This window comes from Mesorhizobium sp. M0615 (assembly GCF_040320805.1).
Lineage (GTDB): Bacteria > Pseudomonadota > Alphaproteobacteria > Rhizobiales > Rhizobiaceae > Mesorhizobium.
The window spans coordinates 295,908-321,934 of record NZ_JAMYQI010000011.1 but is presented as its reverse complement, the minus strand read 5'-3'; the positions used below and the strand labels follow the sequence as shown (position 1 = coordinate 321,934).

Annotated in this window: 33 protein-coding genes; 19 read left to right on the top strand and 14 right to left on the bottom strand. The window is 63.6% G+C overall.

Annotated features, from left to right (window positions below):
* Positions 1-106: 106 nt before the first annotated feature.
* From NKI46_RS21780 to NKI46_RS21755, 6 genes are read right to left on the bottom strand one after another with little or no spacing between them, the layout of a single operon-like run.
* On the bottom strand, positions 107-1,717 hold the full coding sequence (locus NKI46_RS21780; RefSeq protein WP_352747860.1) for an NTP transferase domain-containing protein: 1,611 nt from the start codon (positions 1,715-1,717) through the stop codon (positions 107-109).
* Entirely contained in the window at positions 1,714-2,418 is a 705-nt protein-coding gene (locus tag NKI46_RS21775) for an XdhC family protein (RefSeq protein WP_352747858.1), read from the bottom strand. The genes NKI46_RS21780 and NKI46_RS21775 overlap by 4 nt, the downstream gene beginning before the upstream one ends.
* Positions 2,419-2,420: 2 nt before the next feature.
* Positions 2,421-2,759 carry an XdhC family protein gene (locus NKI46_RS21770; protein ID WP_023669077.1) on the bottom strand — a complete coding sequence of 113 codons (339 nt, stop codon included), beginning with the start codon at positions 2,757-2,759 and terminating at the stop codon, positions 2,421-2,423.
* 58 nt (positions 2,760-2,817) lie between these two features.
* Positions 2,818-4,083, bottom strand: a complete 1,266-nt coding sequence (locus tag NKI46_RS21765; protein WP_023708627.1) for a vWA domain-containing protein — start codon at positions 4,081-4,083, stop codon at positions 2,818-2,820.
* A 4-nt stretch (positions 4,084-4,087) separates the two neighbouring features.
* Entirely contained in the window at positions 4,088-5,017 is a 930-nt protein-coding gene (locus tag NKI46_RS21760; RefSeq protein ID WP_023700847.1) for an AAA family ATPase, read from the bottom strand.
* Positions 5,014-5,541, bottom strand: a complete 528-nt coding sequence (locus tag NKI46_RS21755) for a flavin reductase (RefSeq protein WP_352747855.1) — start codon at positions 5,539-5,541, stop codon at positions 5,014-5,016. Before NKI46_RS21755 ends, NKI46_RS21760 begins: the two co-directional genes overlap by 4 nt.
* A gap of 180 nt (positions 5,542-5,721) precedes the next feature.
* Between NKI46_RS21755 and NKI46_RS21750 the strand changes: the two genes are divergently transcribed.
* Positions 5,722-6,792 (top strand): branched-chain amino acid ABC transporter substrate-binding protein, encoded by a 1,071-nt coding sequence (locus NKI46_RS21750; protein ID WP_352747852.1) that lies wholly within the window; start codon positions 5,722-5,724, stop codon positions 6,790-6,792.
* Positions 6,792-7,808, top strand: a complete 1,017-nt coding sequence (locus tag NKI46_RS21745) for a P1 family peptidase (protein WP_352747849.1) — start codon at positions 6,792-6,794, stop codon at positions 7,806-7,808. The genes NKI46_RS21750 and NKI46_RS21745 overlap by 1 nt, the downstream gene beginning before the upstream one ends.
* 7 nt (positions 7,809-7,815) lie before the next feature.
* On the opposite strand, the gene NKI46_RS21740 is transcribed toward NKI46_RS21745, so the two are convergent.
* Complete coding sequence (locus NKI46_RS21740) at positions 7,816-8,070, bottom strand: DUF2171 domain-containing protein (protein ID WP_023669083.1); 255 nt, start codon at positions 8,068-8,070, stop codon at positions 7,816-7,818.
* 137 nt (positions 8,071-8,207) lie between these two features.
* On the opposite strand from NKI46_RS21740, the gene NKI46_RS21735 reads away from it, so the two are divergent.
* The 3 genes from NKI46_RS21735 to purB are packed head-to-tail and all read left to right on the top strand — an operon-like array spanning position 8,208 to position 10,815.
* Positions 8,208-8,933, top strand: coding sequence for a DUF2259 domain-containing protein (locus NKI46_RS21735; protein WP_023724193.1), 726 nt, complete (start codon positions 8,208-8,210; stop codon positions 8,931-8,933).
* Between the two features lie 56 nt (positions 8,934-8,989).
* Complete coding sequence (locus NKI46_RS21730; protein ID WP_023726917.1) at positions 8,990-9,454, top strand: hypothetical protein; 465 nt, start codon at positions 8,990-8,992, stop codon at positions 9,452-9,454.
* Between the two features lie 59 nt (positions 9,455-9,513).
* Positions 9,514-10,815, top strand: a complete 1,302-nt coding sequence (gene purB / locus NKI46_RS21725; protein WP_352747846.1) for an adenylosuccinate lyase — start codon at positions 9,514-9,516, stop codon at positions 10,813-10,815.
* Between the two features lie 174 nt (positions 10,816-10,989).
* Here purB and NKI46_RS21720 read toward each other — a convergent pair whose 3' ends face one another.
* Entirely contained in the window at positions 10,990-11,805 is an 816-nt protein-coding gene (locus NKI46_RS21720; protein WP_023669088.1) for a VOC family protein, read from the bottom strand.
* Positions 11,806-11,998: 193 nt separating this feature from the next.
* Between NKI46_RS21720 and NKI46_RS21715 the strand changes: the two genes are divergently transcribed.
* Positions 11,999-12,553 (top strand): RBBP9/YdeN family alpha/beta hydrolase, encoded by a 555-nt coding sequence (locus tag NKI46_RS21715; protein WP_023684890.1) that lies wholly within the window; start codon positions 11,999-12,001, stop codon positions 12,551-12,553.
* A gap of 19 nt (positions 12,554-12,572) precedes the next feature.
* Here the strand turns inward: NKI46_RS21715 and NKI46_RS21710 are convergent, their stop codons facing one another.
* Together NKI46_RS21710 and NKI46_RS21705 are read right to left on the bottom strand one after the other, a co-directional pair.
* A complete protein-coding gene (locus NKI46_RS21710) occupies positions 12,573-13,346 on the bottom strand; it encodes an HpcH/HpaI aldolase family protein (RefSeq protein WP_023669090.1) in 774 nt (257 codons plus the stop codon).
* A gap of 185 nt (positions 13,347-13,531) precedes the next feature.
* Complete coding sequence (locus NKI46_RS21705; RefSeq protein WP_023669091.1) at positions 13,532-13,852, bottom strand: DUF1476 domain-containing protein; 321 nt, start codon at positions 13,850-13,852, stop codon at positions 13,532-13,534.
* A 275-nt stretch (positions 13,853-14,127) separates the two neighbouring features.
* Between NKI46_RS21705 and purC the strand changes: the two genes are divergently transcribed.
* The 7 genes from purC to NKI46_RS21670 all read left to right on the top strand — a co-directional run bounded on the left by purC (position 14,128) and on the right by NKI46_RS21670 (position 17,588).
* Positions 14,128-14,922, top strand: a complete 795-nt coding sequence (purC, locus tag NKI46_RS21700) for a phosphoribosylaminoimidazolesuccinocarboxamide synthase (protein ID WP_013532127.1) — start codon at positions 14,128-14,130, stop codon at positions 14,920-14,922.
* Between the two features lie 88 nt (positions 14,923-15,010).
* Entirely contained in the window at positions 15,011-15,253 is a 243-nt protein-coding gene (purS, locus tag NKI46_RS21695; RefSeq protein WP_023715988.1) for a phosphoribosylformylglycinamidine synthase subunit PurS, read from the top strand.
* Positions 15,254-15,295: 42 nt separating this feature from the next.
* Entirely contained in the window at positions 15,296-15,532 is a 237-nt protein-coding gene (locus NKI46_RS21690; protein ID WP_352747843.1) for a hypothetical protein, read from the top strand.
* A 62-nt stretch (positions 15,533-15,594) separates the two neighbouring features.
* On the top strand, positions 15,595-15,819 hold the full coding sequence (locus tag NKI46_RS21685) for a hypothetical protein (protein ID WP_155921663.1): 225 nt from the start codon (positions 15,595-15,597) through the stop codon (positions 15,817-15,819).
* Positions 15,816-16,484, top strand: coding sequence for a phosphoribosylformylglycinamidine synthase subunit PurQ (gene purQ / locus NKI46_RS21680; protein WP_023715991.1), 669 nt, complete (start codon positions 15,816-15,818; stop codon positions 16,482-16,484). The genes NKI46_RS21685 and purQ overlap by 4 nt, the downstream gene beginning before the upstream one ends.
* 44 nt (positions 16,485-16,528) lie before the next feature.
* The gene (locus tag NKI46_RS21675; protein WP_023715992.1) at positions 16,529-16,939 is read left to right on the top strand and encodes a hypothetical protein; all 411 of its coding nucleotides are present in this window, start codon (positions 16,529-16,531) and stop codon (positions 16,937-16,939) included.
* Positions 16,940-16,943: 4 nt separating this feature from the next.
* Complete coding sequence (locus NKI46_RS21670) at positions 16,944-17,588, top strand: Pr6Pr family membrane protein (protein ID WP_023715993.1); 645 nt, start codon at positions 16,944-16,946, stop codon at positions 17,586-17,588.
* 12 nt (positions 17,589-17,600) lie between these two features.
* Here the strand turns inward: NKI46_RS21670 and NKI46_RS21665 are convergent, their stop codons facing one another.
* Positions 17,601-17,846, bottom strand: coding sequence for a DUF1127 domain-containing protein (locus NKI46_RS21665; protein WP_023715994.1), 246 nt, complete (start codon positions 17,844-17,846; stop codon positions 17,601-17,603).
* 93 nt (positions 17,847-17,939) lie between these two features.
* Between NKI46_RS21665 and NKI46_RS21660 the strand changes: the two genes are divergently transcribed.
* Positions 17,940-19,352 (top strand): aminotransferase-like domain-containing protein, encoded by a 1,413-nt coding sequence (locus NKI46_RS21660; protein WP_023715995.1) that lies wholly within the window; start codon positions 17,940-17,942, stop codon positions 19,350-19,352.
* Between the two features lie 42 nt (positions 19,353-19,394).
* On the opposite strand, the gene NKI46_RS21655 is transcribed toward NKI46_RS21660, so the two are convergent.
* The gene (locus NKI46_RS21655; RefSeq protein WP_023669098.1) at positions 19,395-19,559 is read right to left on the bottom strand and encodes a hypothetical protein; all 165 of its coding nucleotides are present in this window, start codon (positions 19,557-19,559) and stop codon (positions 19,395-19,397) included.
* A gap of 188 nt (positions 19,560-19,747) precedes the next feature.
* Here NKI46_RS21655 and purL point away from each other — a divergent pair, with 188 nt between their 5' ends.
* The 3 genes from purL (at position 19,748) to NKI46_RS21640 (ending at position 22,833) form a co-directional block, all read left to right on the top strand.
* Complete coding sequence (gene purL, locus NKI46_RS21650) at positions 19,748-21,979, top strand: phosphoribosylformylglycinamidine synthase subunit PurL (RefSeq protein WP_352747836.1); 2,232 nt, start codon at positions 19,748-19,750, stop codon at positions 21,977-21,979.
* Positions 21,976-22,500: a hypothetical protein gene (locus NKI46_RS21645; RefSeq protein ID WP_023715997.1), complete on the top strand. Its 525-nt coding sequence runs from the start codon at positions 21,976-21,978 to the stop codon at positions 22,498-22,500. Before purL ends, NKI46_RS21645 begins: the two co-directional genes overlap by 4 nt.
* A 99-nt stretch (positions 22,501-22,599) precedes the next feature.
* The gene (locus NKI46_RS21640; RefSeq protein WP_010909092.1) at positions 22,600-22,833 is read left to right on the top strand and encodes a BolA/IbaG family iron-sulfur metabolism protein; all 234 of its coding nucleotides are present in this window, start codon (positions 22,600-22,602) and stop codon (positions 22,831-22,833) included.
* 12 nt (positions 22,834-22,845) lie between these two features.
* On the opposite strand, the gene NKI46_RS21635 is transcribed toward NKI46_RS21640, so the two are convergent.
* Positions 22,846-23,655, bottom strand: a complete 810-nt coding sequence (locus NKI46_RS21635) for a phosphodiester glycosidase family protein (protein ID WP_023715998.1) — start codon at positions 23,653-23,655, stop codon at positions 22,846-22,848.
* Between the two features lie 160 nt (positions 23,656-23,815).
* Between NKI46_RS21635 and grxD the strand changes: the two genes are divergently transcribed.
* Both grxD and NKI46_RS21625 read left to right on the top strand, forming a co-directional pair.
* Positions 23,816-24,151, top strand: a complete 336-nt coding sequence (grxD, locus tag NKI46_RS21630; protein ID WP_023669102.1) for a Grx4 family monothiol glutaredoxin — start codon at positions 23,816-23,818, stop codon at positions 24,149-24,151.
* Between the two features lie 118 nt (positions 24,152-24,269).
* Positions 24,270-25,538, top strand: coding sequence for a multidrug effflux MFS transporter (locus tag NKI46_RS21625; RefSeq protein ID WP_023715999.1), 1,269 nt, complete (start codon positions 24,270-24,272; stop codon positions 25,536-25,538).
* 63 nt (positions 25,539-25,601) lie between these two features.
* On the opposite strand, the gene NKI46_RS30960 is transcribed toward NKI46_RS21625, so the two are convergent.
* Positions 25,602-26,012: a UCP034077 family protein gene (locus NKI46_RS30960; protein WP_023716000.1), complete on the bottom strand. Its 411-nt coding sequence runs from the start codon at positions 26,010-26,012 to the stop codon at positions 25,602-25,604.
* Between the last annotated feature and the right edge of the window lie 15 nt (positions 26,013-26,027).

The window sequence follows — 26,027 nt, the reverse complement described above, 5'->3', positions numbered from 1 at the left end:
CCCCTCTGGCCTGTCGGCCTGGCCGGCAGGCCAGAGGGGGGTAGAAGCGCTGAGGCAAGTAAAGAGAGAGCCATGCTAAAGGCATGCGTTTTTCGGCTTCGCTTTGTCAATCCTGCAGCACGCCGCCGGCTCCTTCCATTGCTTCACGGGTGTCGACATCGATCGACGCGCCGTCGCCGATCTCGACGTCGATGACATCCAGTCCCTCGGCCTCGACCAGATGGCGGGCGCCGGTGTCGCCCTCGAGGTGGGCGATGCCTCCAAACAGCGCGCGTGGCAACAGCACCGGATTGCCGCGGCGGCCGTCATGGGCGGCACGCACCACTGAGCGGCCGCCGTCCCTACGGAAGGCCTCGATCAGCCTGTCGAGATCGGTCGAGGAAATGCCCGGCATGTCGCCGAGGACGATCATGGCGCCGGCCGCCTCGGCTCCAACGCGGGCAATGCCGGCTTTTAGAGACGAGGACAGGCCGTCGGCAAAATCCGGGTTGTCGGCAAAGATCACGTCGAGGCCCGAGAGCACGGCGTGCACCCGCTCGCGCTGATGGCCGGTGACGACAACGGTGGCAGAAGCCTTGGAATCGAGCGCCCGTTCAGCGGTGCGGCGCACCAGCGGCTTGCCGTCGAACAGCGCCAGAAGCTTGTTCGGCCCGCCCATGCGGCTGGAGCGACCGGCGGCCAGAAGCACGATCTCGACCTTCAGCCCGGCTCTCGCCGGCAGCGGCTCGCGCGGCTGCGGCCGGGTCGGGATTTCCATCAAGAGGCCGCCAACGCCCATGCCGGCAATGTCCTTGGCTGTGACGTCGAGGCCGGCGATCAGCCTGTCGAGCACCCAATCGAAACCGTTCTCCTTGGGGCTGCGGGCGCAACCGGGCGCCCCGATGACGCGCTTGCCGTCGAGCGTGCCCAGCACCAGTAGATTGCCGGGATCGACGGGCATGCCCGCGCGGATCACCGTGCCACCTGCTGCCTCGATCGCCGCCGGAACGACATCGTTGAAATCGCTCATCGCCGAGGCGCCGAAGATCACCACCATGTCGTTGTCGCGCGCCAGCGCGGCGGCGGCCTCGGCGACGGGCGCAATTTCGTGCGGCGTGCGGCGCTCCGTCGTCAGCCGGCCGCCGGAGCGTGCCAGCCGCGCTTCGGTGACGCGCAGCGTTTTGTCGAGCACGCCGGCCTTGATGCCGGGCAGAACCGTCTGGATGACGCCGATGCGCACCGGCCGGTAAGCGTTGACGGCGAAGATCTCGCCGCCGGCGCAGATCTTCGTCACCTTGTCGACCAGAGCCGTGGCAACAGCGAACGGGATGATCTTGACCGTCGCCACCATTTGCCCCGTCTCGACAGGTGCGTGCTGCGCCAGCGTGGCGATGGTGATGGTCGGGTCGACGGCATTGATGGCGTCGATCATCGTGGCATCGACGGTGAAGACGCCGGCGGCCTTGGCGTGAAGGTTGACCCGGCCGGTCGCGGCAGGTTTTGCCTCGATGTTGCGGGGGGCCATGCTGGCAGCAATCTTTTCGGCCGCCGCATCCTCGCTGAGGTCATCGGCGGCAAGCACCGCCACGACGATCTCGGTAATGCCGGCCGCCTTCAGCACGGCCACGTCCTGCGTGCTTAGCCTGTGCGCCTTGCGGAAACGCCGCTCGCCGGCCGTCGTGGCATGCGCCAGCACCGCGCCTTGCGCCTGGTCGATTGGAACCGGACCGAATCTCACGCCGCAGCGCCTTTCGATTCCAGCCCGCGCGAGCGGAAGGCGTGGATCGTCTGCGCCAGGACGGCGACGGCGATCTCGGCCGGGCTCGCCGCGCCAATGTCGAGGCCGATCGGGGCGTGGATGCGAGAGATCTGGTCGGCGGTCGCGCCCAGCGCCAGCAAGCGCTCGACGCGCTTGGCGTGGGTTTTGCGGCTGCCGAGCGCGCCGACATAGAAACAGTTGGCGTCGAGTGCGGCCTTCAGCGCGAAATCGTCGATCTTCGGATCATGGGTGACGGCGGCCAGCGCCGTGTAGCTGTCGAGCGGCTGGCGCTTCACCACATCCTCCGGCCATTCGGCATGCAGGGCTACATCGGGAAAACGGTCCGGGGTGGCGAAGGCGGTGCGCGGATCGACGATCTCCAGGGGATAGCCGGCGATCCTGGCCATCGGCGCCAGCGCCTGACTGATATGGACGGCGCCGACTACCACCAGGCGCGGCTGCGGCAAATGCGCGTTGAGGAAGAAGGTGCGCCCTTCAGCCTCGACCGAACCGGAATTGCCGGTGCGAAATGCCTTGGCGATCGCTTGCCCGAGTTCCCCGGCAACCTGGTCGCCTTCGCGCACGATGCGGTCGCGGCCGTCGCCGAGATCGGTGACCAGGATCGCGGCGCGGCGGGCCCGGCGTTCGGCATTGAGCGTTTTGAGAGCGTAGGGATCCATGCCTAACCAAGCCGCTCCACATAGACCTTGATGCGGCCGCCGCAGGACAGGCCGACCTGCCAGGCGGTTTCGTCGGCAACGCCGAACTCCAGCATCTTCGCTTTTCCCGAGTCGATGACGTCCATCGCCTCGCTCACCACGGTACCCTCAACGCAGCCGCCCGAGACCGAGCCGTGAAAATTGCCTTCGGCGTCGATGACCAAGTGGCTGCCGGCCGGCCTCGGCGCCGAACCCCAGGTCTCGACCACAGTGGCGATGGCGACATCCTTGCCGTCCTTCATCCAGCCTTCCGCGATGATCAAGGGGTCGCGGGCCTCATCGAGATAGATGCTGTTGTCCATGATCGCTTGCCTCAAAGTCTGTTTTTCTCTGGGAGCCTGTTTTCGGAATCCAATATGGCTATGCGGCGCGCCTGACACCAGCGTCCAGCCAGCGACGCGGATCGACCGAAGCGGCGGATTTCTTGTCCAGCGAGGCGCAGAGGTCGGCCAGCGCATCGAGATTGTGTACCGAGCGGAACTCGTCGACATGAGGCAGCATCGCTCTGACGCCGCGGGCGCGGGCCTCGAAACCGTCGAAGCGCAATAGGGGATTCAGCCAGATCAGCCGCCGGCAGGATTTGTGCAGGCGATCCATCTCCTCCGACAGGCCGGCGACATCGTCGCGCTCCAGCCCGTCGGTGATCAGCAGCACCACCGCGCCCTGCCCGAGCACGCGGCGTGACCAGTGCTTGTTGAACTCCGCCAGCGTATCGCCGATGCGGGTGCCGCCCGACCAGTCCTTGACCGCCGCCGAGCAGTCGGCAAGGGCGGCATCGGGGTCGCGATGGCGCATCTGCCGCGTGAGATTGGTCAGCCGCGTGCCGAAGACGAAGGTGTGCACGCGCCGCCGTTTTTCGGTCAGCGCATGCAGAAAGTGCAGGAAGATGCGCGTGTACTGGCTCATCGAACCGGAGATATCGGCGAGAACCACCAGCGGCGGATGCACTTCGCGGGCTGAGCGGAATTTCGGCAGGATCAGTTCGCCGCCGGTGCGCGCGGCCGAGCGCATCATGGCGCGTGGATCGATACGGCGGCCATGCAGGTCTGCCTTGAAGCGTCGGGTACGGACCATGTCGAACGGCAGCCGCAGCCGGGCAATCGCCTTCTTGGCGTCTGCCATCTCGTCGGCATTCATCTGGGCAAAGTCCTTGCCGCGCAGCACTTCATTCCCGGAGAAGGTTAGCCGGGCGTCGACTTCGATCTCCGGGATTTCCCTGACCGGCCGATTCTTCTCGTGGCCTTCGAACATGGCCTGGCTGACGCGGTTTTCTGCCGCGCGCGGCTTTTGCTTCTCCCTGGTGTCGGGCGCCACAGGCGAGAACATCGCCAGAAGTTTCTCGATCAGCTCGCGCGATTTCCAGAACAGCCGGAAGGCTTCGTCGAAAACAGGGTGATCCTCGTGCCGCGACACCAGCACGGCATGCAGCGTCCAGTAGAAATCGTCGCGCGAACCGATGCCGGCTGCCAGCACCGCCTCGATCCCATCCTTGACCGAAGCCGGCCCGACCCGCATGCCGGATTTGCGCAAGGTGCGGGCGAAATAGACGATGTTGTCGGCGATGCGCCCGTCTTCCGTCGCCTCTCTGGGGTCGGTCTCTTTGGGGTAAGCACCCGGCGCCTTCACTGCCCTACTCCGCCGCCGCCAGTTCGGCCTTGACCTCATCGAGGATGCGCCGGCCCTCGCCCGCGCCGATGCGGGCAATGTCGTCCTGGTATTTCAACAAAACGCCGATCGTGTCGGAGACGGTTTCGGGATCGAGCGCCACCTTGTCGAGTTCGGTCAGCGCGCCGGCCCAGTCGATGGTTTCGGCGACACCCGGCGCCTTGAACAGCTCGACCCGGCGCAGCTTCTGGATGAACGACACCACTTCCGCGGAAAGTCGGCTGTTGGCCTGCGGCACCTTGCGGCGCACGATCTCCAGCTCGCGCTCGGCATTGGGATAGTCGACCCAGTGATAGAGGCAGCGCCGCTTCAGCGCGTCGTGGATTTCGCGGGTGCGGTTGGTGGTGATGATGACGATCGGCGGCTCCTCCGCCTTGATCGTGCCAAGCTCGGGCACCGTCACCTGGAAGTCGGACAGAATTTCGAGCAGGAATGCTTCGAAAGCCTCGTCGGTGCGGTCGAGCTCATCGATCAGGAACACCGGGGCCGCACCCGCCTTGCCGGTCAGAGCATCGAGCACCGGGCGGCGGATCAGGTATTTTTCGGAAAAGACATTGCGCTCCATGTCGGAGCGGTCGACCGAGCCTGCCGCCTCCTCCATGCGGATTTCGATCATCTGCGCAGCGTAGTTCCACTCGTAGACGGCGGACGAGACGTCGAGCCCTTCATAGCATTGCAGGCGGATCAGCCGGCGGCCGAGTGCCTGCGCCAGCACCTTGGCGATCTCGGTCTTGCCGACGCCGGCCTCCCCTTCAAGGAACAGCGGCCGCTGCATGCGCAGGGACAGGAACAGCACCGTTGCCAGCGAGCGGTCCGCGACGTAGTCCGCGCCGGTCAGGAGATCGAGCGTTTCGTCGATCGTCCGCGGCGCGGGGCGCGGTTTCAGCTCGGTCATTCTTTCTCCGTTGCCGCCTCTGCTCCGCTCTGCAGCACGTGGTAGTCGCGGGCGTGGTAGATCAGCGGCCGCAAATTATCGCCCATGCGCAGGCCTGTCACCTTGCCAAAAAGCACACGATGGGTGGCGAGATCCTTGGTGTCGATCAATTCGCAGTCGAAAACCGCAAGAGCGCCCTTCAGGGTAGGCGCGCCCGTCGATATGACATCCCACTCGCCAAGCCCGAAACGCTCATCGGCCGACAGCCCGGTCAGGCCTGAAAACGCCACCGATAGGGGCTGCTGGTGCGAAGCCAGCGTGTTCAGCGCAAACCGGCCGTTTTGCATGAACAGCTCGTTCTTGGCATTCTCGCGGTTGAGACAGACGAGAACCGTCGGCGGCGTGTCCGACACCGAACAGGCGGCAATCACCGTCGTGCCGCGTTTGCCGGCGGCCCCGTCGGTGGTGACCACATGGACGTGGCCGGCAAAATGCGCCATCGCGTCGCGATAGGCCTGAGGCCCTATGTCGTTCAACTTCAACACCGATGATTTTCCATAAGCGGGAACCCAAGCGTTATATATGGCGGCACACAATAGGCCACAAGCGAAGTGGTTGACGCCAATCCGGAAATTCCCGTGTTGCGCCTGGGGCGGGCAGCCTTTAGGTCTTGGCGGAAGAGACGCTGGAAGCATGCGACCGGCACGGAGGAATTCGTCGTCAGAATGCGACCCCCAACAGCTGTAATAGCGGCACTGCTCTGGCTGCTGCCGGCAAGCGCCGGCGCGCAGACGCTGCTTGTCGGCGTCGCCGCGCCCCTGTCCGGTCCGTCGGCGATCCTGGGCAAGCAGATCGAGGCGGGTGCTGCCCTGGCAGCAGAAGCCAACGGCGCCGAGATCAGGACGGTCGACGATGCCTGCACCGCCGATGGCGGGGCTGCCGCCGCCAGGGAATTCGCCGCTGCGAAGGTCGATATCGTCGTCGGCTTCCTCTGCACCGAGGCGATCCAGGCGGCGCTGCCGATCCTCAAGGACGCCAACATACCGGTCATCACCGTTGGCGTGCGCACCGAAAGCCTGACCGATCGCCGCGCCAAAACCGGCTGGCCGGTCTACCGGCTGGGGCCACGCGGCGACGACGAGCGCAATGCCGTGGCCGGCATCCTGACCCGGCTGTGGCAGAGCGAATTGTTCGCCATCGTCGACGACGGGACCATCTATGGCCGCGAAATTGCCGAGACGCTGCGCGCAGCGGCCGAACAGGCGGCGCTGAAGCCGGTCTTCACAGACACGTTCCGGCCCCAGCTCGACAACCAGATCGGGCTGATCGGCCGGCTGAAGAAATCAGGCGCGACGCATGTCTTTGCCGGTGGCGACGGCGACGACATCGCCATTATGGGCCGCGACGCCGGCCAGCTCGAGGCCGGCATCGTCTTTGCCGGCGGCGAGAATTTGCGCACGCCACCCGGCGATGTGCCTTACGCCATCGGCACGCTGATGATCGCGCCGCCGGAATGGGCCGATGTCGCCGATCCCAAGGTGCTGGCGGCGTTTACGGCCAAAAGCATCGCGCCGGATGGCTATGCCTTGCCGGCCTACGCGGCGGTGGAGATTGCCAAGGCGGCCTCGGCCGCGCCCGAGACCTCGGGCAAGGGGCTGGCCGACGCGCTAACCGGGCATGATTTCACCACCGCGATCGGCCCGCTGCGGTTCGACGACAAAGGCGATCTGAGCCAAAACCTCTATCGCGCCTTCCGCTTCGACGGGACGCGTTTCGTGCCGGCGGAGACGAACTGATGTTTCGCACCGGGCCGCGCAATCTGATCACCGATGTCGCCGGCCTGCGCGTCGGCAACGCGTCGGACGCCAAGCTGAAATCGGGCGTCACCACCGTATTGTGCGACGAACCGGCGGTCGGTGGCGTGCAGATCCTCGGCGGCGCGCCGGGCACGCGCGAGACCGACCTGCTCGAACCGCACAATTCCATCGAGGCGGTTCATGCCGTCGTGCTGTCGGGCGGCTCGGCCTTCGGCCTCGACGCCGCCTCCGGCGTTCAGGCAGCGCTGCGCGAAAAAGGCATTGGCGTCGATGTTGGCGGCTTTCGCGTGCCGATCGTGCCGGCGGCGATCCTGTTCGACCTGCGCAATGGCGGCGACAAGGATTGGGGCCGTTATCCTCCCTACCGCGACCTCGGCTACGAAGCCGCCCAGGCGGCAACAGTCGACTTTCCGCTCGGCACAATCGGCGCCGGCACCGGGGCGCTGAGTTCCGGGCTGAAGGGCGGCCTTGGCTCTGCCTCGACTGTGCTCGACAGCGGCGTCACCATCGGCGCACTGGCCGCCGCCAACCCGACCGGCTCGGTAACGATCGCGCGGACCCGCTATTTCTGGGCAGCACCCTTCGAGATCGGCGATGAATTCGGAGGCCTCGGCTATCCCTCGATGCCGGACGACGCCAGGCGGATCCTGTTGAAACACCGCGACAAGCGTGTCGGTGGACAAGCCGAGGCCGGTGGCAACACCACTATCGCCGTCATCGCCACCGACGCCGTGCTGACCAAGGCGGCAGCCAAGCGGCTGGCCATTTCAGCGCATGACGGTTTCGTGCGCGCCATCTGGCCCGTGCACACGCCGGCTGACGGCGATCTGGTGTTCGCGCTGGCGACGGGGAAGAGCGGCACAGAACTCAGCGCCGACGATGCCATCGATTTCTTTGCCGCCGCCGGCGCCACCATGGCGCGCGCCATCAGCCGCGGCATCCATGCCGCGACGCCGGCCGATGGCGATCTGTTTCCGGTGTGGTCGTCGCGCTGACTTTCAGTCAGGTCGGGTCGGACTCCTCTTCCTCGAAGCTGACCGCGACATCCGAATTCGCCGACAGCCAGACTTTCTGGCCCTCGACCTCGGCAAGCAGGCTCAAGGGAATGTAGTGGTGATGCCCCTGATGGGCGCCCTCGCCGCTGTCGGCCTTGGTCAACTTGATCCGCTCGCCATCGACCCTGTCGACGGTGCCGATGTGAACGCCGTCGGCGCCGACCACTTCCATATGCTCGCGAATCTTGCTGGCCTCAGTCATGGGGTGTTCTCCTTTTGAAAACGATCGACGATAACAAACAGAGGCGGAATTGGATGCATCGCCCTTCGAATAGCACGATGTTTTGACTGTCTCGTGATAGGGAACGATCGAACCACGGCAGGCGGAGCGGAACCCCGATGCGAAATCTCGTCCTGATTGGCGTTTGCCTGCTGGTCCATCTGGCATCCGCCATGGCCGCCCGAGCGGGCGATGTCGCCGAGCTTGAAATCCTCGGCTTCAGCAAGGATGGCGGCGTCTTCGCCTTCGAGGAATATGGTGTGGCAGACGGTTCGGGCTTTCCCTATGCCAACCGCTACTACATCAACACCGCCGACGACACGTTCCTGAAGGGCACGCCAATCCGGGTCCGGCTGGAGGATGAGACCGCCTCGCTCGACACGGCCCGTCAGCAAGCCAGGCAGAAGGGCGAAGCCGTCGTTGTGCAGGCCGAACTCACCGCAAACCGCGGCATCACCGCCGGCTTCAACCCGGTGACCGAATTGTCGGCCGACCCGTTCCGCATGGTGGTGAACCCACGGCCGATCTTTTCGCCGGTCGACCCGCCGCTGGAATTCCGGCTGGACGAGATCGGCATGAATGACACCGAAAGCTGCCAGAGCCAGGGCGAGGTCAACGGTTTTCGCCTGCTGCGGATCGAGGCCAGGGATGGCGGCCAGACCCATCTGCTGCATGAGGATAAATCGATCCCGAAAAGCCGTGGCTGCCCGAACGGCTACAGGATCGGCGCGGTGCAGACGTTCTCGATGGACAGCATCAGCGCCTATGCGGTGCTGATCGCAGTGCGCCAATACGGCTTCGAAGGACCGGATTTTCGCTGGATCGCCGTGACCGGACGCCTGTGACATCGCTCGATCAATCCAGTTGGCGCAAGCGCGCCGGAAATCGCGTCAGCCGCGCCATACCATCGACGGGCGCGGCGCTTGTCGGCGCCTTGCTGTGGGCGATGGCCATGGGCGCCAGCGCGCTGACCGGTCTTTGGCTCGACAATTGGGAGACCCCGGAAAAGATCCGCTTCGTCGCCCTGCTGTTTGCGACCGGCGCGGCATTGGCCTTTCCCGTCGGGTTGTTCGCGGCGCGGCTGGTCTCGCTCGACCGGCATTGGGAGGTGGCGTTCGCCGCCGCCTTCGTCTGCCTGCTTGCCACGACGCTCGCCTTCACCGGCGGGTTGTTTGCGCTGCAATACCGCTCCTATTATGCCGAATGGCACGCGGAGGCCTTCACCGCCCGGTGGGCGTTCGAACTGGTCTTCACCTCGCTGACGGCGCTCTACCAGTTCGTGGTGCTGGGTATCAGGCTCTATTTTCCGCTCGGATTCATCGCGCTTGCCGCCGCCAGCGTGTGGTTTGCACGCCAGCAGCGTTGAGCATTCGGTCCGCCTCTGATAGGAGGCGCACTTAACCACCGACATATCAGGACTGACGGATGATCCCTCGCTATTCCCGGCCGGAAATGGTCGCCATCTGGTCGCCGGAAACCCGCTTCCGCATCTGGTTCGAAATCGAGGCCCATGCCTGCGATGCGCTGGCCGAGCTCGGCGTCATCCCCAGAGAAGCCGCCAAGACCATCTGGGAAAAAGGCGGCGCCGCCCAATTCGACGTCGGCAAGATCGACGAGATCGAGGCCGTCACCAAGCACGACGTCATCGCCTTCCTCACCCATCTCGCCGAATTCGTCGGGCCGGATGCGCGTTTCATCCACCAGGGCATGACCTCATCGGATGTTCTCGACACCTGCCTTGCGGTGCAGCTCAGCCGCGCCAGCGATATTTTGCTGGCCGACCTCGACGGCCTGCTCGCCGCGCTGAAGCGCCGGGCCTTCGAGCACAAGGACACCGTCACCATCGGCCGCAGCCACGGCATTCATGCCGAGCCGACCACGTTCGGCGTCAAGCTGGCGCAGGCCTATGCCGAGTTCTCGCGCTGCCGCGAGCGGCTGGTGCACGCGCGAGAGGATATTGCCACCTGCGCTATCTCCGGCGCGATCGGCACCTTCGCCAACATCGATCCCTATGTCGAAGAGCATGTGGCGAAAAAGCTTGGGCTCAAGCCGGAGCCGGTGTCGACGCAGGTCATCCCTCGCGACCGCCATGCCATGTTCTTCGCCACGCTCGGCGTCATCGCCTCGTCGGTCGAGCGGCTGGCGACCGAGATCCGCCATCTGCAGCGCACCGAGGTGCTGGAAGCGGAAGAGTATTTTTCGCCGGGCCAGAAGGGCTCGTCGGCAATGCCGCACAAGCGCAACCCGGTGCTGACCGAAAACCTCACCGGCCTTGCCCGCATGGTGCGCTCCATGGCGCTGCCGGCGATGGAAAATGTGGCGCTCTGGCACGAGCGCGACATTTCGCATTCCTCGGTCGAGCGCGTGATCGGCCCGGACGCCACGGTAACACTCGATTTCGCGCTGTCGCGGTTGACCGGCGTCATCGACAAATTGCTGGTCTATCCCGACAACATGCTGAAGAACATGAACAAGTTCCGTGGCCTTGTGCATTCGCAGCGCGTGCTTTTGGCGCTGACGCAAGCCGGCGCCAGCCGCGAGGACGCCTACCGCCTGGTGCAGCGCAACGCCATGAAGGTATGGGAACATGGCGCTGATTTCCTTGGGGAATTGTTGGCCGACAAGGAAGTCACCGCAGCGCTGCCCGAAGCCGAGATCCGCGAGAAATTCGACCTGGGCTATCACACCAAGCATGTCGACACGATCTTCAAGCGGGTTTTCGGATAGGCCCGCTACGCCCTCGCTACGCGCAAGGACGGACAATGGTCGTTCAGCCATCACGTGGTCAATTATGACTGGACCGAGGCGTCCAGCCGCGCGACAGCCACCGGCTTCGACAGCTGGGCGCATGGGCTGCTGACGGGCTACGCCGCCAATTCCTTGTAAGAACCGAGCGGGCGCTCAGCCGGCGGCGCCCGGCACGGTGCGGATCACCGTGCCCCACGGATCTTCCCGCGTGGTTTCAGCGGTTGTCTTGTCCGAGCGCATCTCGACCCAGGCCAGCCCTGAGCGGGACGGATCGCGGCGCCCGGCGCCGGCGCTGTGCCACGAATTGCCACCGATATGATGGTGGTAGCCTCCCGACGACAGGAACACCGCCTGCCCTCCATACTTAGCGACCGTGTCGAAGCCAAATTCGTCGTGCCACCAGGCCTCGGCATCTTCCGGCCGGCCGACGCGCAGATGGACATGGCCGATAATGCTGTTTTGCGGCGCGCCCTGCCAGCCGGCGTCACCGGCCGGCACGCTGCCAACCACGGCGGCCAGATTCAGCCGCTCGGTCGCCATGGCGATCTTGTCGCCGTTCCACTTCCACTCCTGCGGCAGACGGTCCCTATAGATTTCAATGCCGTTGCCTTCGGGGTCGGTCAGGTAGAGAGCCTCGCTGACCAGATGGTCGGAGGCGCCCTCGATGCGGATTTTGTTGGCGGCGGCATGGTTTATCCAACGGCCGAGATCGGCGCGGCTGGGCAGAAGGAAAGCGGTGTGGAAAAGGCCGGCGCTGCGCGGATCGTCGGGCTTGGCCGCTGCGTCAGGCTCGATCACCAGCAGCGGGCGCTCGGCAGCGCCCAGCGTGATGGCGCCATCGGCGCGGCTCAATTCCTGCAGGCCGACAACAGCCCGGTAGTAATCGGCAAGTCCTTCGGCGTCTCGCGCCTTCAGGCCCACGCGTGACACGCTGACGGGGGTCGTCGCGGCAAAAGGCAGTTCGCTCATAAAACTCTCCGTTCAGCGCGTTATCCCCAGGCCGCGCCACCAGTCTATCTGTTGTCCATCTCTCGCGCCTCAAATCGTCGATCCTGATCGTTCACACAAGATGGAAAGAATCGAACAGGTTGTTCACAATCGTGATGCACCGCATACGTCAGCGCGGGTTGCACGAGACACGGCCGCTCGCTATCTCAGCGCCATGAAAGTCAAAGACGCAGATATTCTGATCGTGCCGGGCTACACCAATTCCGGCCCCGAACACTGGCAGACACGCTGGCAATCGAAACTGTCGACGGCGCGCCGGGTCGAGCAGGCGGAGTGGTCGAAGCCGGTGCGCGAGGACTGGACGACGAGCGTGGCGAACGCTGTCAACGAGGCCGAGCGACCGGTGGTGATCGTTGCCCATTCGCTGGGTGTGGCGGCCGCGGTGCAGGCCATTCCGCAGTTCAGGAAGCCGGTCGCCGGCGCGTTTTTTGTCGCGCCGCCCGACGTCGCCAACCCGGAGATAAGGCCGCGTCACCTGATGACCTTTGGTCCCTATGCGCGCGAACCGCTGCCCTTCCCGTCCATCGTCATCGCCAGCCGCAACGATCCGTTCTGCGCCTTCGAGGTTGCCGAGGACATTGCCGGCGCCTGGGGTTCGCTGTTCATCGATGCCGGCGAAACCGGTCACCTCAATGAGGATGCCGGCTTCGGCCCTTGGCCGGAAGGGTCGATGACCTTCGCCAAGTTCCTGACCGACCTCAAGGCCTGACCGGGCAAGGCACCACGCCTCAGCCCTTTATCGAATCGTTCATGCTTTTGATGAGTATCTTTGCGCCGAGCGAAATCAGCGCATGGTCCGAGCCCATCGCCAGCAGCCGGTAGCCCATCGCCACGACGCGGCCGGCAATCGCCGGCTCAACGACGTAGATCGCCGCATGCTTGCCCGCCTTGCGCGTCCGCTCGGCGATGGAGGCGACGGTTTCCATCATGCTTTCCAGCGTCGAATTGACGGTGGCACCATTCGACCAGGCGATGGAGAAATCCGATGGGCCGAGGAAGATGCCGTCAATGCCCGGCGTGTCGAGGATGCCGTCCAGCGCATCGAGTGCGGCGCGCGTTTCGACCATGGCAAAGGCCATGGTGCGTTGATTGGTGTCGCGCAGCCATTCGGCGTGGTCGCCTTTGCCATGGCGCGGAAAAGCATAGGTCGGGCCCCAGGAGCGCTCGCCCATCGGCGGATATTTCATCGCCGCGGCAAAGAGTTTTGCATCGGCCACCGAATTCACCATCGGTGCAATCACCGCCTCGGCACCGAAATCGAGGGCGCGGCTGGCCATGTCGAAGCGGCCGACCGGAATGCGCACCAGCGCCGGCTTGTTGGCGGCCAGCACCGGCACCAGGCCGCGCAAGACCGAGTCTTCGTGGTGTCCGCCATGCTGCATATCGAGGGTGACGGCGTCAAAACCCTGCTTGGCGATGATTTCGACCGTCAAAGCGTCCGGAACGCCGGACCAGGCGGTGAACAGCGTTTCATCCGCCGCCAGGCGTGACTTCAGGGACATGGGTGCTTTCCTCATTGGGTAGAGCCTTGTAACAGGCCTACGCACAGTTTCAGCCGGAAAAGGCTGAAAAGGCAAAGAAAAACCGCCCGGCTGGGCCGAGCGGTCGATTGGTCCAGTCATTCCAGGTTTGTCGCAGGTTCTGTCACAGATCGCAGAACGCTTTTGCGGAACCTGTTTCGGTCCGATCAGGTGTTCTTGATCTGCTCGATCGCCTGCGCCATCAGTTCGTCCATGGTGCGGCGGATCTGGTGATCCGACTGGTCGACGCCGGCGGCGTCGAAATCCTTGCGGATCTTGCGGAATACGTCGTGATCGCCGGCTTCCTCGATGTCGGAAACCACAACTTCCTTGGCATAGGCGTCGGCGTCAGTGCCGGACTTGCCCAGCTTTTCGGCTGCCCACAGGCCAAGCGCCTTGTTGCGGCGTGCCGAAGCCTTGAAGCGAAGTTCTTCGTCGAAGGCGAATTTGCGCTCAAAACCCTCTTCGCGGTCTTTCATGCTGCTCATGGCTTCCCTCCGATGAAATCGATTCGCGTTGGTGATGGATATGTGTGCTGCCGCAGCACAAACCAAAAGGGCGCGGGCCGGTCAATATGCTACATCGCTTGCTGCGCTGCGGCATTTCATTCCTGAAAGCGGTCGATGGAAAGGATTTGCCGATTGAGCAAACGCTGTGATTGGGATAGACCCGGCATTGAACCCCACCCGTCGCCGCACCAATTTAGGCAGACGGACAGGAACTGGTCGCTTGCCGCCTGCCCGCAAATCCAGAGAAAAATCAGATGAAAAATCGCCGCCGCATTTATGAAGGCAAGGCCAAGATCCTCTATGAGGGACCGGAACCGGGCACACTTATCCAGTTCTTCAAGGATGATGCGACCGCATTCAACAAGAAGAAACATGAGGTCATCGACGGCAAGGGTGTGCTCAACAACCGCATTTCCGAGTACATCTTCAACCATCTGAACCGCATGGGCATTCCGACCCACTTCATCCGCCGGCTCAACATGCGCGAGCAGCTGATCAAGGAAGTCGAGATCATTCCGCTCGAAGTGGTGGTGCGCAATGTCGCCGCCGGCTCGCTTTCCAAGCGTCTCGGTATCGAGGAAGGCACCGTTCTGCCGCGCTCGATCATCGAATTCTATTACAAGGCCGATGCGCTCGACGATCCGATGGTGTCGGAAGAGCACATCACCGCTTTCGGCTGGGCAAGCCCGCAGGAGATCGACGACGTCATGGCGCTGGCCATCCGCGTCAACGACTTCCTCTCCGGACTGTTCATGGGCGTCGGCATCCAGCTCGTGGATTTCAAGATCGAATGCGGCCGCCTGTTCGAGGGCGACATGATGCGCATCGTCGTTGCCGACGAGATCTCGCCGGATTCGTGCCGGCTGTGGGACGTGGCAACGCAGGACAAGCTCGACAAGGACCGTTTCCGCCGCGATATGGGCGGCCTCGTCGAAGCCTATCAGGAAGTTGCCCGCCGCCTTGGCATCATGAACGAGAACGAGCCGCCGCGCCCGACCGGCCCGGTGCTCGTCGCCTCGACCGATGGCCTCAAAGGCAAGCCGCACTAAGTCTTCATTTCTTGACGCAATTCCGGACGGAAAACCGCTTCACACTTTTCCTGGAATTGCTAAGTCTTCGAACAGGAACCTGTCCAGCATGATCAAGGCCCGCATCACCGTCACCCTCAAGAACGGCGTGCTCGACCCGCAGGGAAAAGCCATAGAGCACGCTTTGTCCGGACTGGGCTTCGGCGGCGTCGGCCAGGTGCGGCAGGGCAAGGTGTTCGACCTCGAGCTTGCCGAGACCGACAAAGCCAAGGCCGAGGCCGATCTCAAGGCCATGTGCGACAAGCTGCTGGCGAATACGGTGATTGAGAATTATAGTGTGACGCTTACCTGAGGTTGTATCCGGGGGCACTATGCCGGAAGTCACGATGAGCTGATGTACGAACTTCTCAAGAAAATCCATTCACGAATGGATCGGCTTAAGAATGGTCTGGGCGAAGTCAAGCAAGAGATCCTTGCGATCCGGCTGCAGGCGTTGAGCACGCAAACGGATGTCGGCAATATCTACGCGATAACTGGTCGTATCGATCAACGTCTTGAGCGGATTGAGCAGCGCCTTGAATTGCGGGGACTCGCCGAAAAGCCTCAAACACCTTACGACCCAAGGCCATGAGATTTCCGTTTTGGCTTCATCGAAATGACGGCCGATCGACCTTGGCAACCGGATTGCACGTGTTGGCATTGGTGCTGACCTTACCCGCAATGCTGTTTGCGGCTCTCATGCTTCACGACTGGATCCGGGTTTCAACTGACTGGCACGATCTGTTATTTGGACCGAAGAGCGGGCTAGGCTGGTTCGGCTTGATGATTCTAGGGTTCACGCTGCTTGCTTATGTCTGCCTCGCGCTGCTGGCGCGCAGGATCAAACCGTCCCCAACGACCAGGGTGCCAACACCATGAAATCCGCCGTTGTCCTTCTCCCTGGCCTCAACCGTGACCGCGACATGATCGCGGCGCTGACCAAGATTTCGGGACAGGCGCCTGCGACCGTCTGGCAGACCGACACCGAAATCCCCGATGTCGACCTGATTGCCATCCCCGGCGGCTTCTCGTTCGGCGACTATCTGCGCTGCGGCGCCATTGCCGCGCGCATGCCGGTGATGCGGGCGGTTGCGGAAAAGGCGGCCAAGGGCGTCATGGTGATCGGTGTCTGCAACGGGTTCCAGATCCTGGTCGAGGCCGGCTTGCTGCCCGGCGCGCTGATCCGCAATGCGTCGCTGAAATTCGTCTGCCGTGAGGTGAAGCTGCAGATCGCCAATGCCAACACAATGTTCACCCGCCGCTATCAGCCGGGCCAGATCATCCGCACGCCGGTTGCGCATCATGACGGCAACTATTTCGCAGATCCCGACACGCTTGCCCGCCTCGAGGGTGAGGGACAGGTGGTGTTTCGTTATGCCGAGGGCACCAATCCCAACGGCTCGATCAACGACATTGCCGGCATCATCAGCGAAAAGGGCAATGTGCTCGGCCTGATGCCGCATCCGGAGAACCTGATCGAGGCAGCGCATGGCGGCAGCGACGGCCGCGCACTGTTCGAAGGCGCGCTTGGCATCGCCGCCTGAAATCCTTTTTAGAAATTCCTTTCAAAGCGCGGGGGCGGCTGACCATGAGACTGACGATTGTTCGCCTGGGTCTTCTGGCTGCCGCCGGTTTTGCGCTGGCATCCTGCCAGTCGAGCCCGAAGAGCGTGCCCGTGCCGACGGGCAAAAGCGCTTCGCTGCTGGCCATGGAGCAGGTGGCGATATCGGCCCACAAATGCTGGATCGCCAGCAAGGATCCCGCCTTCAAATCGTATCAGATGGCCAATGAGCTGAACTCGTTCAGCGGCACGCCGCGCTTCCTGCTGGTGCCGGCCAAGCATTATGGCGGCAAGCCGCTGCTGGTCGTCCAGGCGCAAGGCAATTCCAGCCGCGTCGACGTGTTCGGTCCGCTGATGGACGATCCGCTCGGCGCGCGCATCGGCTCCGACATTGCGCGCTGGCAGACGGGCAACCCCTCCTGCAACGCGGCCGCCTGACGCCATGAGCCGCTTCCTGCAGATTGCGGGATTGGTCATCGGTCTGGCCGGGCTTGTCCTGCAAGCCTGCATTACCATCCCGGCTTCGATGGAAGCCGGCCGCAGCTTTTTCGGCTCCATCGTCTTCCTGTTCAGCTTCTTCACCATCCTGACCAACATCGGTGCGGTGCTGGTCCACACCTCGCTGCTGTCACCTTCGGGCTACGCCTGGCTGCCGGCCTTTGCCGGGCCGCGGATGCGCGCCGGCGTCGCCGTGTCCATCGCGCTGGTCTTCATCGTCTATGCGACGGTGCTGGCCCAGCTCTGGCAGCCGCAGGGCCTGTTCCTGCTCTGCGACGTGCTGCTGCACTATGTGACCCCGGTGCTGTTCGTGCTGTGGTGGCTTGTGGTGGGCGCCGACGGCAGGACGCGGTGGAGCGACATCTCCTGGTGGATGGTCTATCCGATCGCCTATCTCGCCTATGCGCTGGCCCGCGCCCCAATCGCAGGTGAAGTGCCCTACCCGTTCCTCGACGTTGCGAAGAACGGCGTGGCCAGCGTCGCGCTTGCAGCGCTGGCCGTCACCGGGGTTTTCCTGGTGCTGTGCATCCTCGTCGTGCTTGCCGACAAGGGCGTCTCACGCCTCAGGGCTCCGGGCACACGCCGCTGACCAGACTACGGGTCAGTCCCAGAACCGCCTGATGCCTTCGCGGTGAGCGTCGTCACGCGACACACCGATATCCCTGAGCTGCTCGTCGGTCATTTCCAGCAAGACCAGGCGGCCGCGACGGCGCTCGATCAACGCGTCGATCCATCGCGCCAGCGACCTGACCACATGCACGATCCGGCTGACAAAGCCTCGCCGGCTCGACGGGCGCGGCCCGACCAATTCAATGCCCGCGCAACGGATTGTCTCGATTGAATCCATTTTCTTTCTGCCAAGGTTGCAAATTGTACCCATTTCGGTACGCGACTGATATGTATTGACACCCAATCCGGTGCAATATACAAAATTGTCACCATGACAAATTGGCTCCCTGACCTCACCATCGGTTCCGGCCCGCTTTACCAGCGCCTTGCCGACAGCATCGAGTCGGACATCGACAAGGGCGTCATCGATGCCGGGGCAAAACTGCCGCCGCAGCGCGATCTCGCCTACGACATTGGCACGACGGTCGGCACGATCGGCCGGGCCTACCAGTTGTTGCGCGAACGCGGGCTGGTGAGCGGCGAAGTCGGGCGCGGGACCTATGTGCTGGCGCAGCAATCGGAAGCGGCGTCACCAGAATTCGCCGAGCCGGCCGTGCAAGGCACGCGCTATGTCGATGCACCGCCCGGCAAACTGCGCTTCGACAGCACTGCCGCGCCCGACATCGGCCAGGGCGCCATTGTCGCCGACATGTTGCTGCGCACCGTGCAGGATCATCCGCACGAGATTTCGAGCTACACCAGGGACTTTCCGGAGCGCTGGTTCGAGGCCGGCGCCCGCTGGCTGTCGCGCAATTCGTTCCGTCCGGCGGCCGACACCATCGTTCCCACGCTTGGCACACATGCCGCGGTGATGGCGGCGATTGCGGCACTGACCACACCGGGCGACTATGTCGCCTTCGAGCACCTCACCTATTCGCAGATCGCCCGCAGCGCCGGGCTGATCGGGCGGCGCATAGCACTGGTGGCATCGGACGAAGAAGGCCTCGATCCCGAGGATTTCGAACGCGTCTGCGCGCAAAAGCACCCGAAGATGATCTTCCTGATGCCGACGGTGCAGAACCCGACGCTGGCGATCCTGTCGGTTTCGCGCCGCGAGGCGATCGCCCGCGTCGCGCGCGCGTACAATGTCATCGTCATCGAGGACGATCTCTATGGCGGCCTGACCGAAGATCCGACGCCGCTCATCGCCGAATATGCACCCGAGCGCACCATTGTCGCCGGCGGTCTGTCGAAATCGGTCGCGGCAGGTGTTCGCGGCGGCTGGCTCTCCTGCCCGCCCGCCTATCGCCATCGCATCCGCGTCGCCCACAAGATGATGACCGGCGGGATGCCGTTCCTGCTGGCGGAGGTGAATGCGCGGCTGGTGCTGTCTGGGCAGGCTGGCGATATCCGCAAACGCAGCATTGCCGAAATTGCCGCCCGCATCGCCATCGTGCGCGAGACACTGGCGGGTTTCGCCTTCAAGTCACACGGCAGCGTGCCCTTCGTCTGGCTGACGCTGCCCGATCCCTGGCTGTCCGGCACGTTCAGGAGCGCATGCCTCGAAAATGGCGTGCTCCTCGACGACGAGGACGAGTTCAAGGCGGGGCGTTCCGAGCAGGTTTTTCACGGCGTGCGTTTCGGCGTCTCGCAGCCAAGGCGGCGCGAGGACATCACTGGCGGCGTCGCGGTGATCCGGCGGCTGCTGGAGGAAGGCCGCGCCGGCTACGACAGTTCGTCCTGAATCCTTGGCGCTAAGCCGTGCGCCTGTGTACCGATCTCAGGTTCAGCCCTCTGCCTTGAAGTTTTTGGCTTCCTTCGCGCCCTTGTCCTTGCCGTGCTTCTCGGCCAGGTCCTTGGCCTGCTTGGGCGAAACGTCGGTGGTCTCGGCAATATGCATGGCCTCCTTGTCGGAGAGGCGATTGTCTTTCTTGCCTTGCTTGGTGGCCATGTCGAAATCTCCTGATTGGTTTGAGGCCTAACGGCCGGGATGCCATAGCGTTCCCCAGCGGCTCCCCGCTACCATCGTCGCCCTGTGGTTTTCCGGCGTTTTTCGTCATCCAATGGGGTGTATCACGCTAAAGCTTGCGATATGAGGGGACTCAAATTCCCCTCTCCCATGGACATCAATCGCCGCCCATGACCATTTCCAATTCCGTGCCGATCACCCCGGAACTCATCGCCGCGCATGGGCTGAAGCCCGACGAATACCAGCGCATCCTCGACCTGGTCGGGCGCGAACCGAGCTTTACCGAACTCGGCATCTTCTCGGCGATGTGGAATGAGCACTGCTCCTATAAATCCTCGAAGAAATGGCTGCGCACGCTGCCGACCACCGGGCCGCAGGTCATCCAGGGTCCGGGCGAGAACGCCGGCGTGGTCGATATCGGCGACGGCGACTGCGTCGTCTTCAAGATGGAGAGCCACAACCATCCCTCCTACATCGAGCCCTACCAGGGTGCGGCGACCGGCGTCGGCGGCATATTGCGCGACGTCTTCACCATGGGCGCGCGGCCGATTGCGGCGATGAACGCTTTGCGCTTCGGCGCACCGGACCATCCCAAGACCAGGCACCTGGTCAGCGGCGTGGTTTCCGGCGTCGGAGGATACGGCAACGCCTTTGGCGTGCCGACCGTCGGCGGCGAGGTCAATTTCGACGCCCGCTACAACGGCAACATCCTGGTCAACGCCTTTGCCGCCGGCCTCGCCAAGACAGATGCGATCTTCCTGTCGGAAGCCAAGGGCGTCGGCCTGCCGGTCGTCTATCTCGGCGCCAAGACCGGCCGCGACGGCGTCGGCGGCGCCACGATGGCCTCGGCCGAGTTCGACGACAAGATCGACGAGAAGCGCCCGACCGTGCAGGTCGGCGATCCCTTCACCGAAAAATGCCTGCTCGAAGCCTGCCTTGAGCTGATGGCGTCCGGCGCCGTCATCGCCATCCAGGACATGGGTGCGGCCGGCCTCACCTGTTCGGCGGTCGAGATGGGCGCCAAGGGCGACCTCGGCATCGAGCTTCACCTCGACCAGGTGCCGGTGCGCGAAGAGCGCATGAGCGCCTATGAGATGATGCTGTCGGAGAGCCAGGAGCGCATGCTGATGGTGCTGCGCCCCGAGAAGGAAAAGGAAGCCGAGGCGATCTTCCACAAATGGGGCCTCGACTTCGCCATTGTCGGCAAGACCACCGACGATCTGCGCTTCCGCGTCATTCACCAGGGTGACGAGGTCGCCAACCTGCCGATCAAGGACCTTGGCGACAAGGCGCCGGAATATGACCGCCCCTGGGTCGAGCCGAAGAGGCCTGCGGCGCTCGCAGCCGGCGATGCGCCGAAGGCCGATGTCGCCGATGCGCTGTTGAAACTGCTCGGCGGGCCGAACCTGTCGTCGCGGCGCTGGGTGTGGGAGCAGTACGACACGCTGATCCAGGGCAATTCGCTGCAGCTTCCGGGCGGCGACGCCGGCGTGGTGCGCGTCGAAGGCCATCCGACCAAGGCGCTCGCCTTCTCCTCCGACGTGACGCCGCGCTATTGCGAGGCCGACCCGTATGAAGGCGGCAAGCAGGCGGTGGCCGAATGCTGGCGCAACCTTACCGCCACCGGCGCGCTGCCGCTGGCGGCGACGGACAACCTCAATTTCGGCAATCCGGAACGGCCCGAGATCATGGGCCAACTGGTCGGCGCGGTGAAAGGCATTGGCGATGCCTGCCGCGCGCTCGGCTTCCCGATCGTGTCGGGCAATGTCTCGCTCTACAATGAAACCAATGGCCAGGGCATCCTGCCGACGCCGACCATCGGCGGCGTCGGGCTGATTGCCGACTGGTCGAAGATGACCCGTATCGGCTTTGCCGCCGAGGGCCAGATGATCCTGCTGGTCGGCGCACCCGCAAGCTGGGGCAGCCATCTCGGCCAGTCCGCCTATTTCAGGGACATCCATGGCCGTACCGACGGGCCGCCGCCATCCGTCGACCTCGCCCATGAAAAGCGCGTCGGCGACCATGTGCGCGCGCTGATCGCGTCGGGCGTCGTCACCGCGGCGCATGACCTTTCCGATGGCGGCCTTGCGGTGGCCCTGGCCGAGATGGCGATGGCGTCCGGCATCGGCGCCTCAATTCCGGGGCTCGCCGGCACCGACCCGATCCCGGTCTGGTTCGGCGAAGACCAGGGCCGGTACCTCCTGACCCTGTCCGTCGATCCGCAGAGCAAGGAATGGGACGCCATCCGCGAGGAACAGAGCAAGCTCGGCATCTTTGCGCCATGGATCGGCTCGACCGGTGGAAACGAACTGAAGCTCGGCGATGCCAGGGCGATCCCGGTCAGCGAATTGACCGCCGCCCACGAAGGCTGGTTCCCGAACTTCATGGACAAGTCCATTTGACCAGCCTGGCAGCCCGGACGCTGATCGCAGTCGTCTTCTGGCCGTCGCTGTTCTTCTTCTGGTTCCTCGGGCCGTTCGTCTTTTTCCTGCTGTCGACGATCTCGAGCGAGGTCTGTCCGCTGCTGGAAAGGCGTGACCAGTTCCTTGAGGCGGCCAATGGCACACTGCCGATGCTGGCCTTGCAAAGCCTGATCTATGCGATCCCCATCGTCTGCCTGGTGCTGTGGAGCCGCCTTTTGCCGAACCCGGCGCGCGCAAGGCATGTCGCCATCTGCATCAAGCTATTTGCCATTGCGGTCATTACCGGCGCGCTGTGGGAATACGGGTCATCGCTGATCTGCGACGGCTATGGCCAACCATTCTTTTCGCCCTTGTGGCAGATGACCAGCTATCTCCCGATTATCACCCTGGCGCTCAACATCCCGCTCTATGTCCTGGTGTTCAGCCTTGGCCGGGGGTTCTCGACCCGCGACGACATTACCGAAGATGGTGTGGTTCACCCGCGGCAGGATGGCCCTTAGACACTGCGTCGCCGACAGAACGGCTTCAACCCGGACCAGAAAGGCTTTAGGCTGCCGTCCGAGTCACTCGTGCCTAGCCGCCCAGAACAGGATTTTGCCATGGCAATGGATGCCCACGACATCGAAAAACTGATCAAGGACGGCATTCCGGACGCCAAGGTGACGATCCGCGACCTCGCCGGCGACGGCGATCACTATGCAGCCGAAGTGGTGGCCGAAAGCTTCCGCGGAAAGAGCCGCGTCCAGCAGCACCAGATGGTCTATGATGCGCTGAAGGGCAATATGGGCGGCGTGCTGCACGCGCTGGCGTTGCAGACCAGTGTGCCGGACTGACGCCAGGCTGGCCTAGCGCGTCGGCGGCTGGCTTGCCAACACGGCAATGATCGGCCCTGCCGGATATCTTCCGCCGACAATCATCCTGTCGCCATCCGACAGCGCGGAGACCGCGCCGTCGAGGAACAGCGCGTTGCGGCATTGTAGCGCGTCGCGAAACAGCCGCGCAAAGCTGCCGAAACTTACCTCAGACCGCGAGATCGCCAGCAAAACGGTGTTTTCACCGCGCACGCCGACGCCGTTGCGGACGTAGCGCGAGGTTCCGTTCGGCTCGAAGCGTGGATGAATCTGGCCATCGATCACCAGCATCGGGCCCGACTGCGTGGCGAAGGCGACATCGGGTTTGGCGGCGGCATAGGCGTTGCTTTCCATGACAGCCGCCTTGCCGTCCTTGCCGACCAGAAAGACGCCGTTCGGCTTCAGGAAGAAATTGCCTTCGCCGTCGGCAAGATTGAGCCGTGACTTTTCGCTGCCGTCCTCGACCAGCAGGCCGACCGGCGACAAATCCTCGTGATACATGCCGCCATTCATGGCGAGCAGCACCGGCCTCCCCTCGCCCGCAACCGCCTTGTCGAAGGCTTCGAGCGAACCAAAAGGCTTGCCATCGGCGCCGGCGTGGAAAACACCGATGATGTCGGCGCGAAGATCGGTCTCGCAGACGACATAGGTCACCGCCTCGAAGGCGACATTCCGGCAAGGCGCGGGCAGGTCACCGCCAATGACCAGCGGCGGCGGCTCCGGGCGTCTCGGCCACCAGACAACGGCAATCGCGGCCAGCAGGATGGCGATCAGAAGGGCGGCGCCATATCGTCTTTTCATCATGTCCCGGAGGCTGCAATCGGCAGGGATGCTTGGCCCAAGACAGGCGATCCTTTGCGCCATTACCGCGACGGCGGCGCAAACATCTTGTTTCGGCCCATCTATGGGTTTATTTGATGGCTATGCTTCGAGCCTGACTCCCACAGGCGTGAAAGGATATCTCATGAGCGGCATCAACGACTACATCGACAGCGAAGTGAAGGGCAACGACGTCGTCCTTTTCATGAAGGGCACGCCCGGTTTTCCGCAGTGCGGCTTTTCCGGCCAGGTCGTCCAGATCCTCGATTACATCGGCGCCGACTACAAGGGCGTCGACGTGCTGACCTCGGCCGAACTGCGCCAGGGCATCAAGGAATATTCGAACTGGCCGACGATCCCGCAGCTTTACGTCAAGGGCGAATTCGTCGGCGGCTGCGACATCATCCGCGAAATGTTCCAGGCGGGCGAGCTGCAGACGTTGCTCGTCGACAAGGGCGTCAGCGTCAAAGCGACAGCCTGATTCTGAGTTGAGACGGGGCAGCCCCGCCCCGGCAAAATGTTACCTCCCCCTATCGGAGTGAGGACGAACTTATGCGCCGGTATGCCGGCGCATATTCGTTTTGAAGATCGGACCCGCCGTGGACCAGCCAGCAAAAGCGCCGCAACAGGCACGCAAATTGCCTATTCCGCGCTGGGAATTCATCGCGCTGTGCGCGGCGCTGATGGCGTTGAACTCGCTGGCCATCGACATCATGCTGCCGGCACTGCAGCAAATCGGCGCCACGCTTGGCGTTGAGAATGAAAACCACCGCCAGTATGTGATCACCGCCTATATATTGGGCTTCGGTGGCGGACAGCTTTTCTTCGGACCGATCTCGGACCGGTTCGGGCGCCGCGCGCCGCTCGTTGCCGGGCTGGCGATTTATGTCGTGGCGGCGGCAGCTGCCGCCATCGCCCCGTCATTCGCCGTCCTGCTGCTGTGCCGGCTGGTGCAAGGCATCGGTGCGGCGGCGACCCGCGTCATCGCCGTCTCGATCGTGCGCGACACGTTCGACGGTCGGCGCATGGCCGAGGTGATGTCTCTGATCTTCATGGTGTTCATGGCCATCCCGGTGATCGCGCCTGGGATCGGCCAGTTCATCATGCTGTTAGCAACATGGCACTGGATCTTCGTCACCATGGCCGTCGGAGCGCTGATCGTGTCGGCGTGGTCGCTGCTGCGGCTGCCGGAGACGCTGCATCCGGAGTACCGCCGGCCGCTGACAGTCTCATCCGTCGTCGGTGGTTTCCGCATCGTGCTCACCAACCGCATGGCGCTTTGCTACGCCTTTGCCAGCACCTTCATTTTCGCCGCCATGTTCGGCTTCATCGCCTCCGCACAGCAGATCTATGTCGACATTTTTCATGTCGGCGAATTGTTTCCTGTCATCTTCGCGGGTGTCGCCGGCGTTCTCGCTTTTTCGAACTACCTCAACTCGCGCCTGGTCGGCCGCATCGGCATGCGCCGCCTGTCGCAGAGCGCACTGCTGTTGTTCCTAGTGATCAGCCTTGCCTGGCTCACCGTTTCGCTTCAAATGAAGATGCCACTCTGGCTGTTCATCACCTTCTTCGCCAGCGCGATGCTCCCGTTCGGCGCGCTCGGCGCCAATTTCAACGCGCTCGCGATGGAGCCGCTCGGCCAACTGGCGGGCACCGCGTCGTCCATCCTGGGCTTCATGCAGACTTTTCTCGGCGGCATCCTCGGCACGCTGATCGGCCAGGCCTTCAACGGCACGGTGACGCCGCTTGCCGCCGGCTTCTGCAGCGTCTCGGTCGCGGCCCTGCTGATGATCCTGATCGCCGAGCGCGGCAAGATGTTCCAGCCGCACAACCCACCCATTTCAGGGCACGTCACCGACCTGCATTGAGCAACTGTTCTGCGCTACGAGTTTTATTTGTCTCAGACCGCAGCCACCTTCAAGCGACGCGTTTCAGGATGCGCCGCCAATCACTGCCGTGAAACGAGGGAACAGCGGGCGCCCTGCGAAGGCGCCACCCATGCTGTCCGAAAGAGGCATCGGCAGAGCCTTGTCGAGAGCTTCGAGCACGGATGACACAAAGACCCGGTTGAGCGAGGCATCATCTCCCATATGGGAGAAAGTGGCGCGCGGTTTGCCCATCAGCGTGCCGTTTTTGCGAATTGAGAAACTCAGCGTCAGGGTCATGCCAGCACTTCCAGGCGGCGGCTGCCAACAGGCAAAGATCGCGGAAAACATCTCGTCTATGGTATCGACGGGATCGCGACTGCCGCACGCGCGTTCCTGCGATCTTGCCTCAGTGGCGCCAGCGGCGGCCAAGGCAAGTGCAAGCGCCGTTGCAACAATTGCGGACCGATGTTTCATTTCGCAGCTTCCGAC

Bases quoted from the DNA above. Each gene is read 5' to 3' on its own strand.
- NKI46_RS21775 (WP_352747858.1), bottom strand. From the start codon at position 2,418: ATGGATCCCTACGCTCTCAAAACGCTCAATGCCGAACGCCGGGCCCGC.
- NKI46_RS21770 (WP_023669077.1), bottom strand. From the start codon at position 2,759: ATGGACAACAGCATCTATCTCGATGAGGCCCGCGACCCCTTGATCATC.
- NKI46_RS21760 (WP_023700847.1), bottom strand. From the start codon at position 5,017: ATGACCGAGCTGAAACCGCGCCCCGCGCCGCGGACGATCGACGAAACG.
- NKI46_RS21750 (WP_352747852.1), top strand. From the start codon at position 5,722: ATGCGACCCCCAACAGCTGTAATAGCGGCACTGCTCTGGCTGCTGCCG.
- NKI46_RS21745 (WP_352747849.1), top strand. From the start codon at position 6,792: ATGTTTCGCACCGGGCCGCGCAATCTGATCACCGATGTCGCCGGCCTG.
- NKI46_RS21740 (WP_023669083.1), bottom strand. From the start codon at position 8,070: ATGACTGAGGCCAGCAAGATTCGCGAGCATATGGAAGTGGTCGGCGCC.
- NKI46_RS21735 (WP_023724193.1), top strand. From the start codon at position 8,208: ATGCGAAATCTCGTCCTGATTGGCGTTTGCCTGCTGGTCCATCTGGCA.
- purB (WP_352747846.1), top strand. From the start codon at position 9,514: ATGATCCCTCGCTATTCCCGGCCGGAAATGGTCGCCATCTGGTCGCCG.
- NKI46_RS21720 (WP_023669088.1), bottom strand. From the start codon at position 11,805: ATGAGCGAACTGCCTTTTGCCGCGACGACCCCCGTCAGCGTGTCACGC.
- NKI46_RS21715 (WP_023684890.1), top strand. From the start codon at position 11,999: ATGAAAGTCAAAGACGCAGATATTCTGATCGTGCCGGGCTACACCAAT.
- NKI46_RS21710 (WP_023669090.1), bottom strand. From the start codon at position 13,346: ATGTCCCTGAAGTCACGCCTGGCGGCGGATGAAACGCTGTTCACCGCC.
- NKI46_RS21705 (WP_023669091.1), bottom strand. From the start codon at position 13,852: ATGAGCAGCATGAAAGACCGCGAAGAGGGTTTTGAGCGCAAATTCGCC.
- purC (WP_013532127.1), top strand. From the start codon at position 14,128: ATGAAAAATCGCCGCCGCATTTATGAAGGCAAGGCCAAGATCCTCTAT.
- purS (WP_023715988.1), top strand. From the start codon at position 15,011: ATGATCAAGGCCCGCATCACCGTCACCCTCAAGAACGGCGTGCTCGAC.
- NKI46_RS21690 (WP_352747843.1), top strand. From the start codon at position 15,296: ATGTACGAACTTCTCAAGAAAATCCATTCACGAATGGATCGGCTTAAG.
- purQ (WP_023715991.1), top strand. From the start codon at position 15,816: ATGAAATCCGCCGTTGTCCTTCTCCCTGGCCTCAACCGTGACCGCGAC.
- NKI46_RS21675 (WP_023715992.1), top strand. From the start codon at position 16,529: ATGAGACTGACGATTGTTCGCCTGGGTCTTCTGGCTGCCGCCGGTTTT.
- NKI46_RS21670 (WP_023715993.1), top strand. From the start codon at position 16,944: ATGAGCCGCTTCCTGCAGATTGCGGGATTGGTCATCGGTCTGGCCGGG.
- NKI46_RS21665 (WP_023715994.1), bottom strand. From the start codon at position 17,846: ATGGATTCAATCGAGACAATCCGTTGCGCGGGCATTGAATTGGTCGGG.
- NKI46_RS21660 (WP_023715995.1), top strand. From the start codon at position 17,940: ATGACAAATTGGCTCCCTGACCTCACCATCGGTTCCGGCCCGCTTTAC.
- NKI46_RS21655 (WP_023669098.1), bottom strand. From the start codon at position 19,559: ATGGCCACCAAGCAAGGCAAGAAAGACAATCGCCTCTCCGACAAGGAG.
- purL (WP_352747836.1), top strand. From the start codon at position 19,748: ATGACCATTTCCAATTCCGTGCCGATCACCCCGGAACTCATCGCCGCG.
- NKI46_RS21640 (WP_010909092.1), top strand. From the start codon at position 22,600: ATGGCAATGGATGCCCACGACATCGAAAAACTGATCAAGGACGGCATT.
- NKI46_RS21635 (WP_023715998.1), bottom strand. From the start codon at position 23,655: ATGATGAAAAGACGATATGGCGCCGCCCTTCTGATCGCCATCCTGCTG.
- grxD (WP_023669102.1), top strand. From the start codon at position 23,816: ATGAGCGGCATCAACGACTACATCGACAGCGAAGTGAAGGGCAACGAC.
- NKI46_RS30960 (WP_023716000.1), bottom strand. From the start codon at position 26,012: ATGAAACATCGGTCCGCAATTGTTGCAACGGCGCTTGCACTTGCCTTG.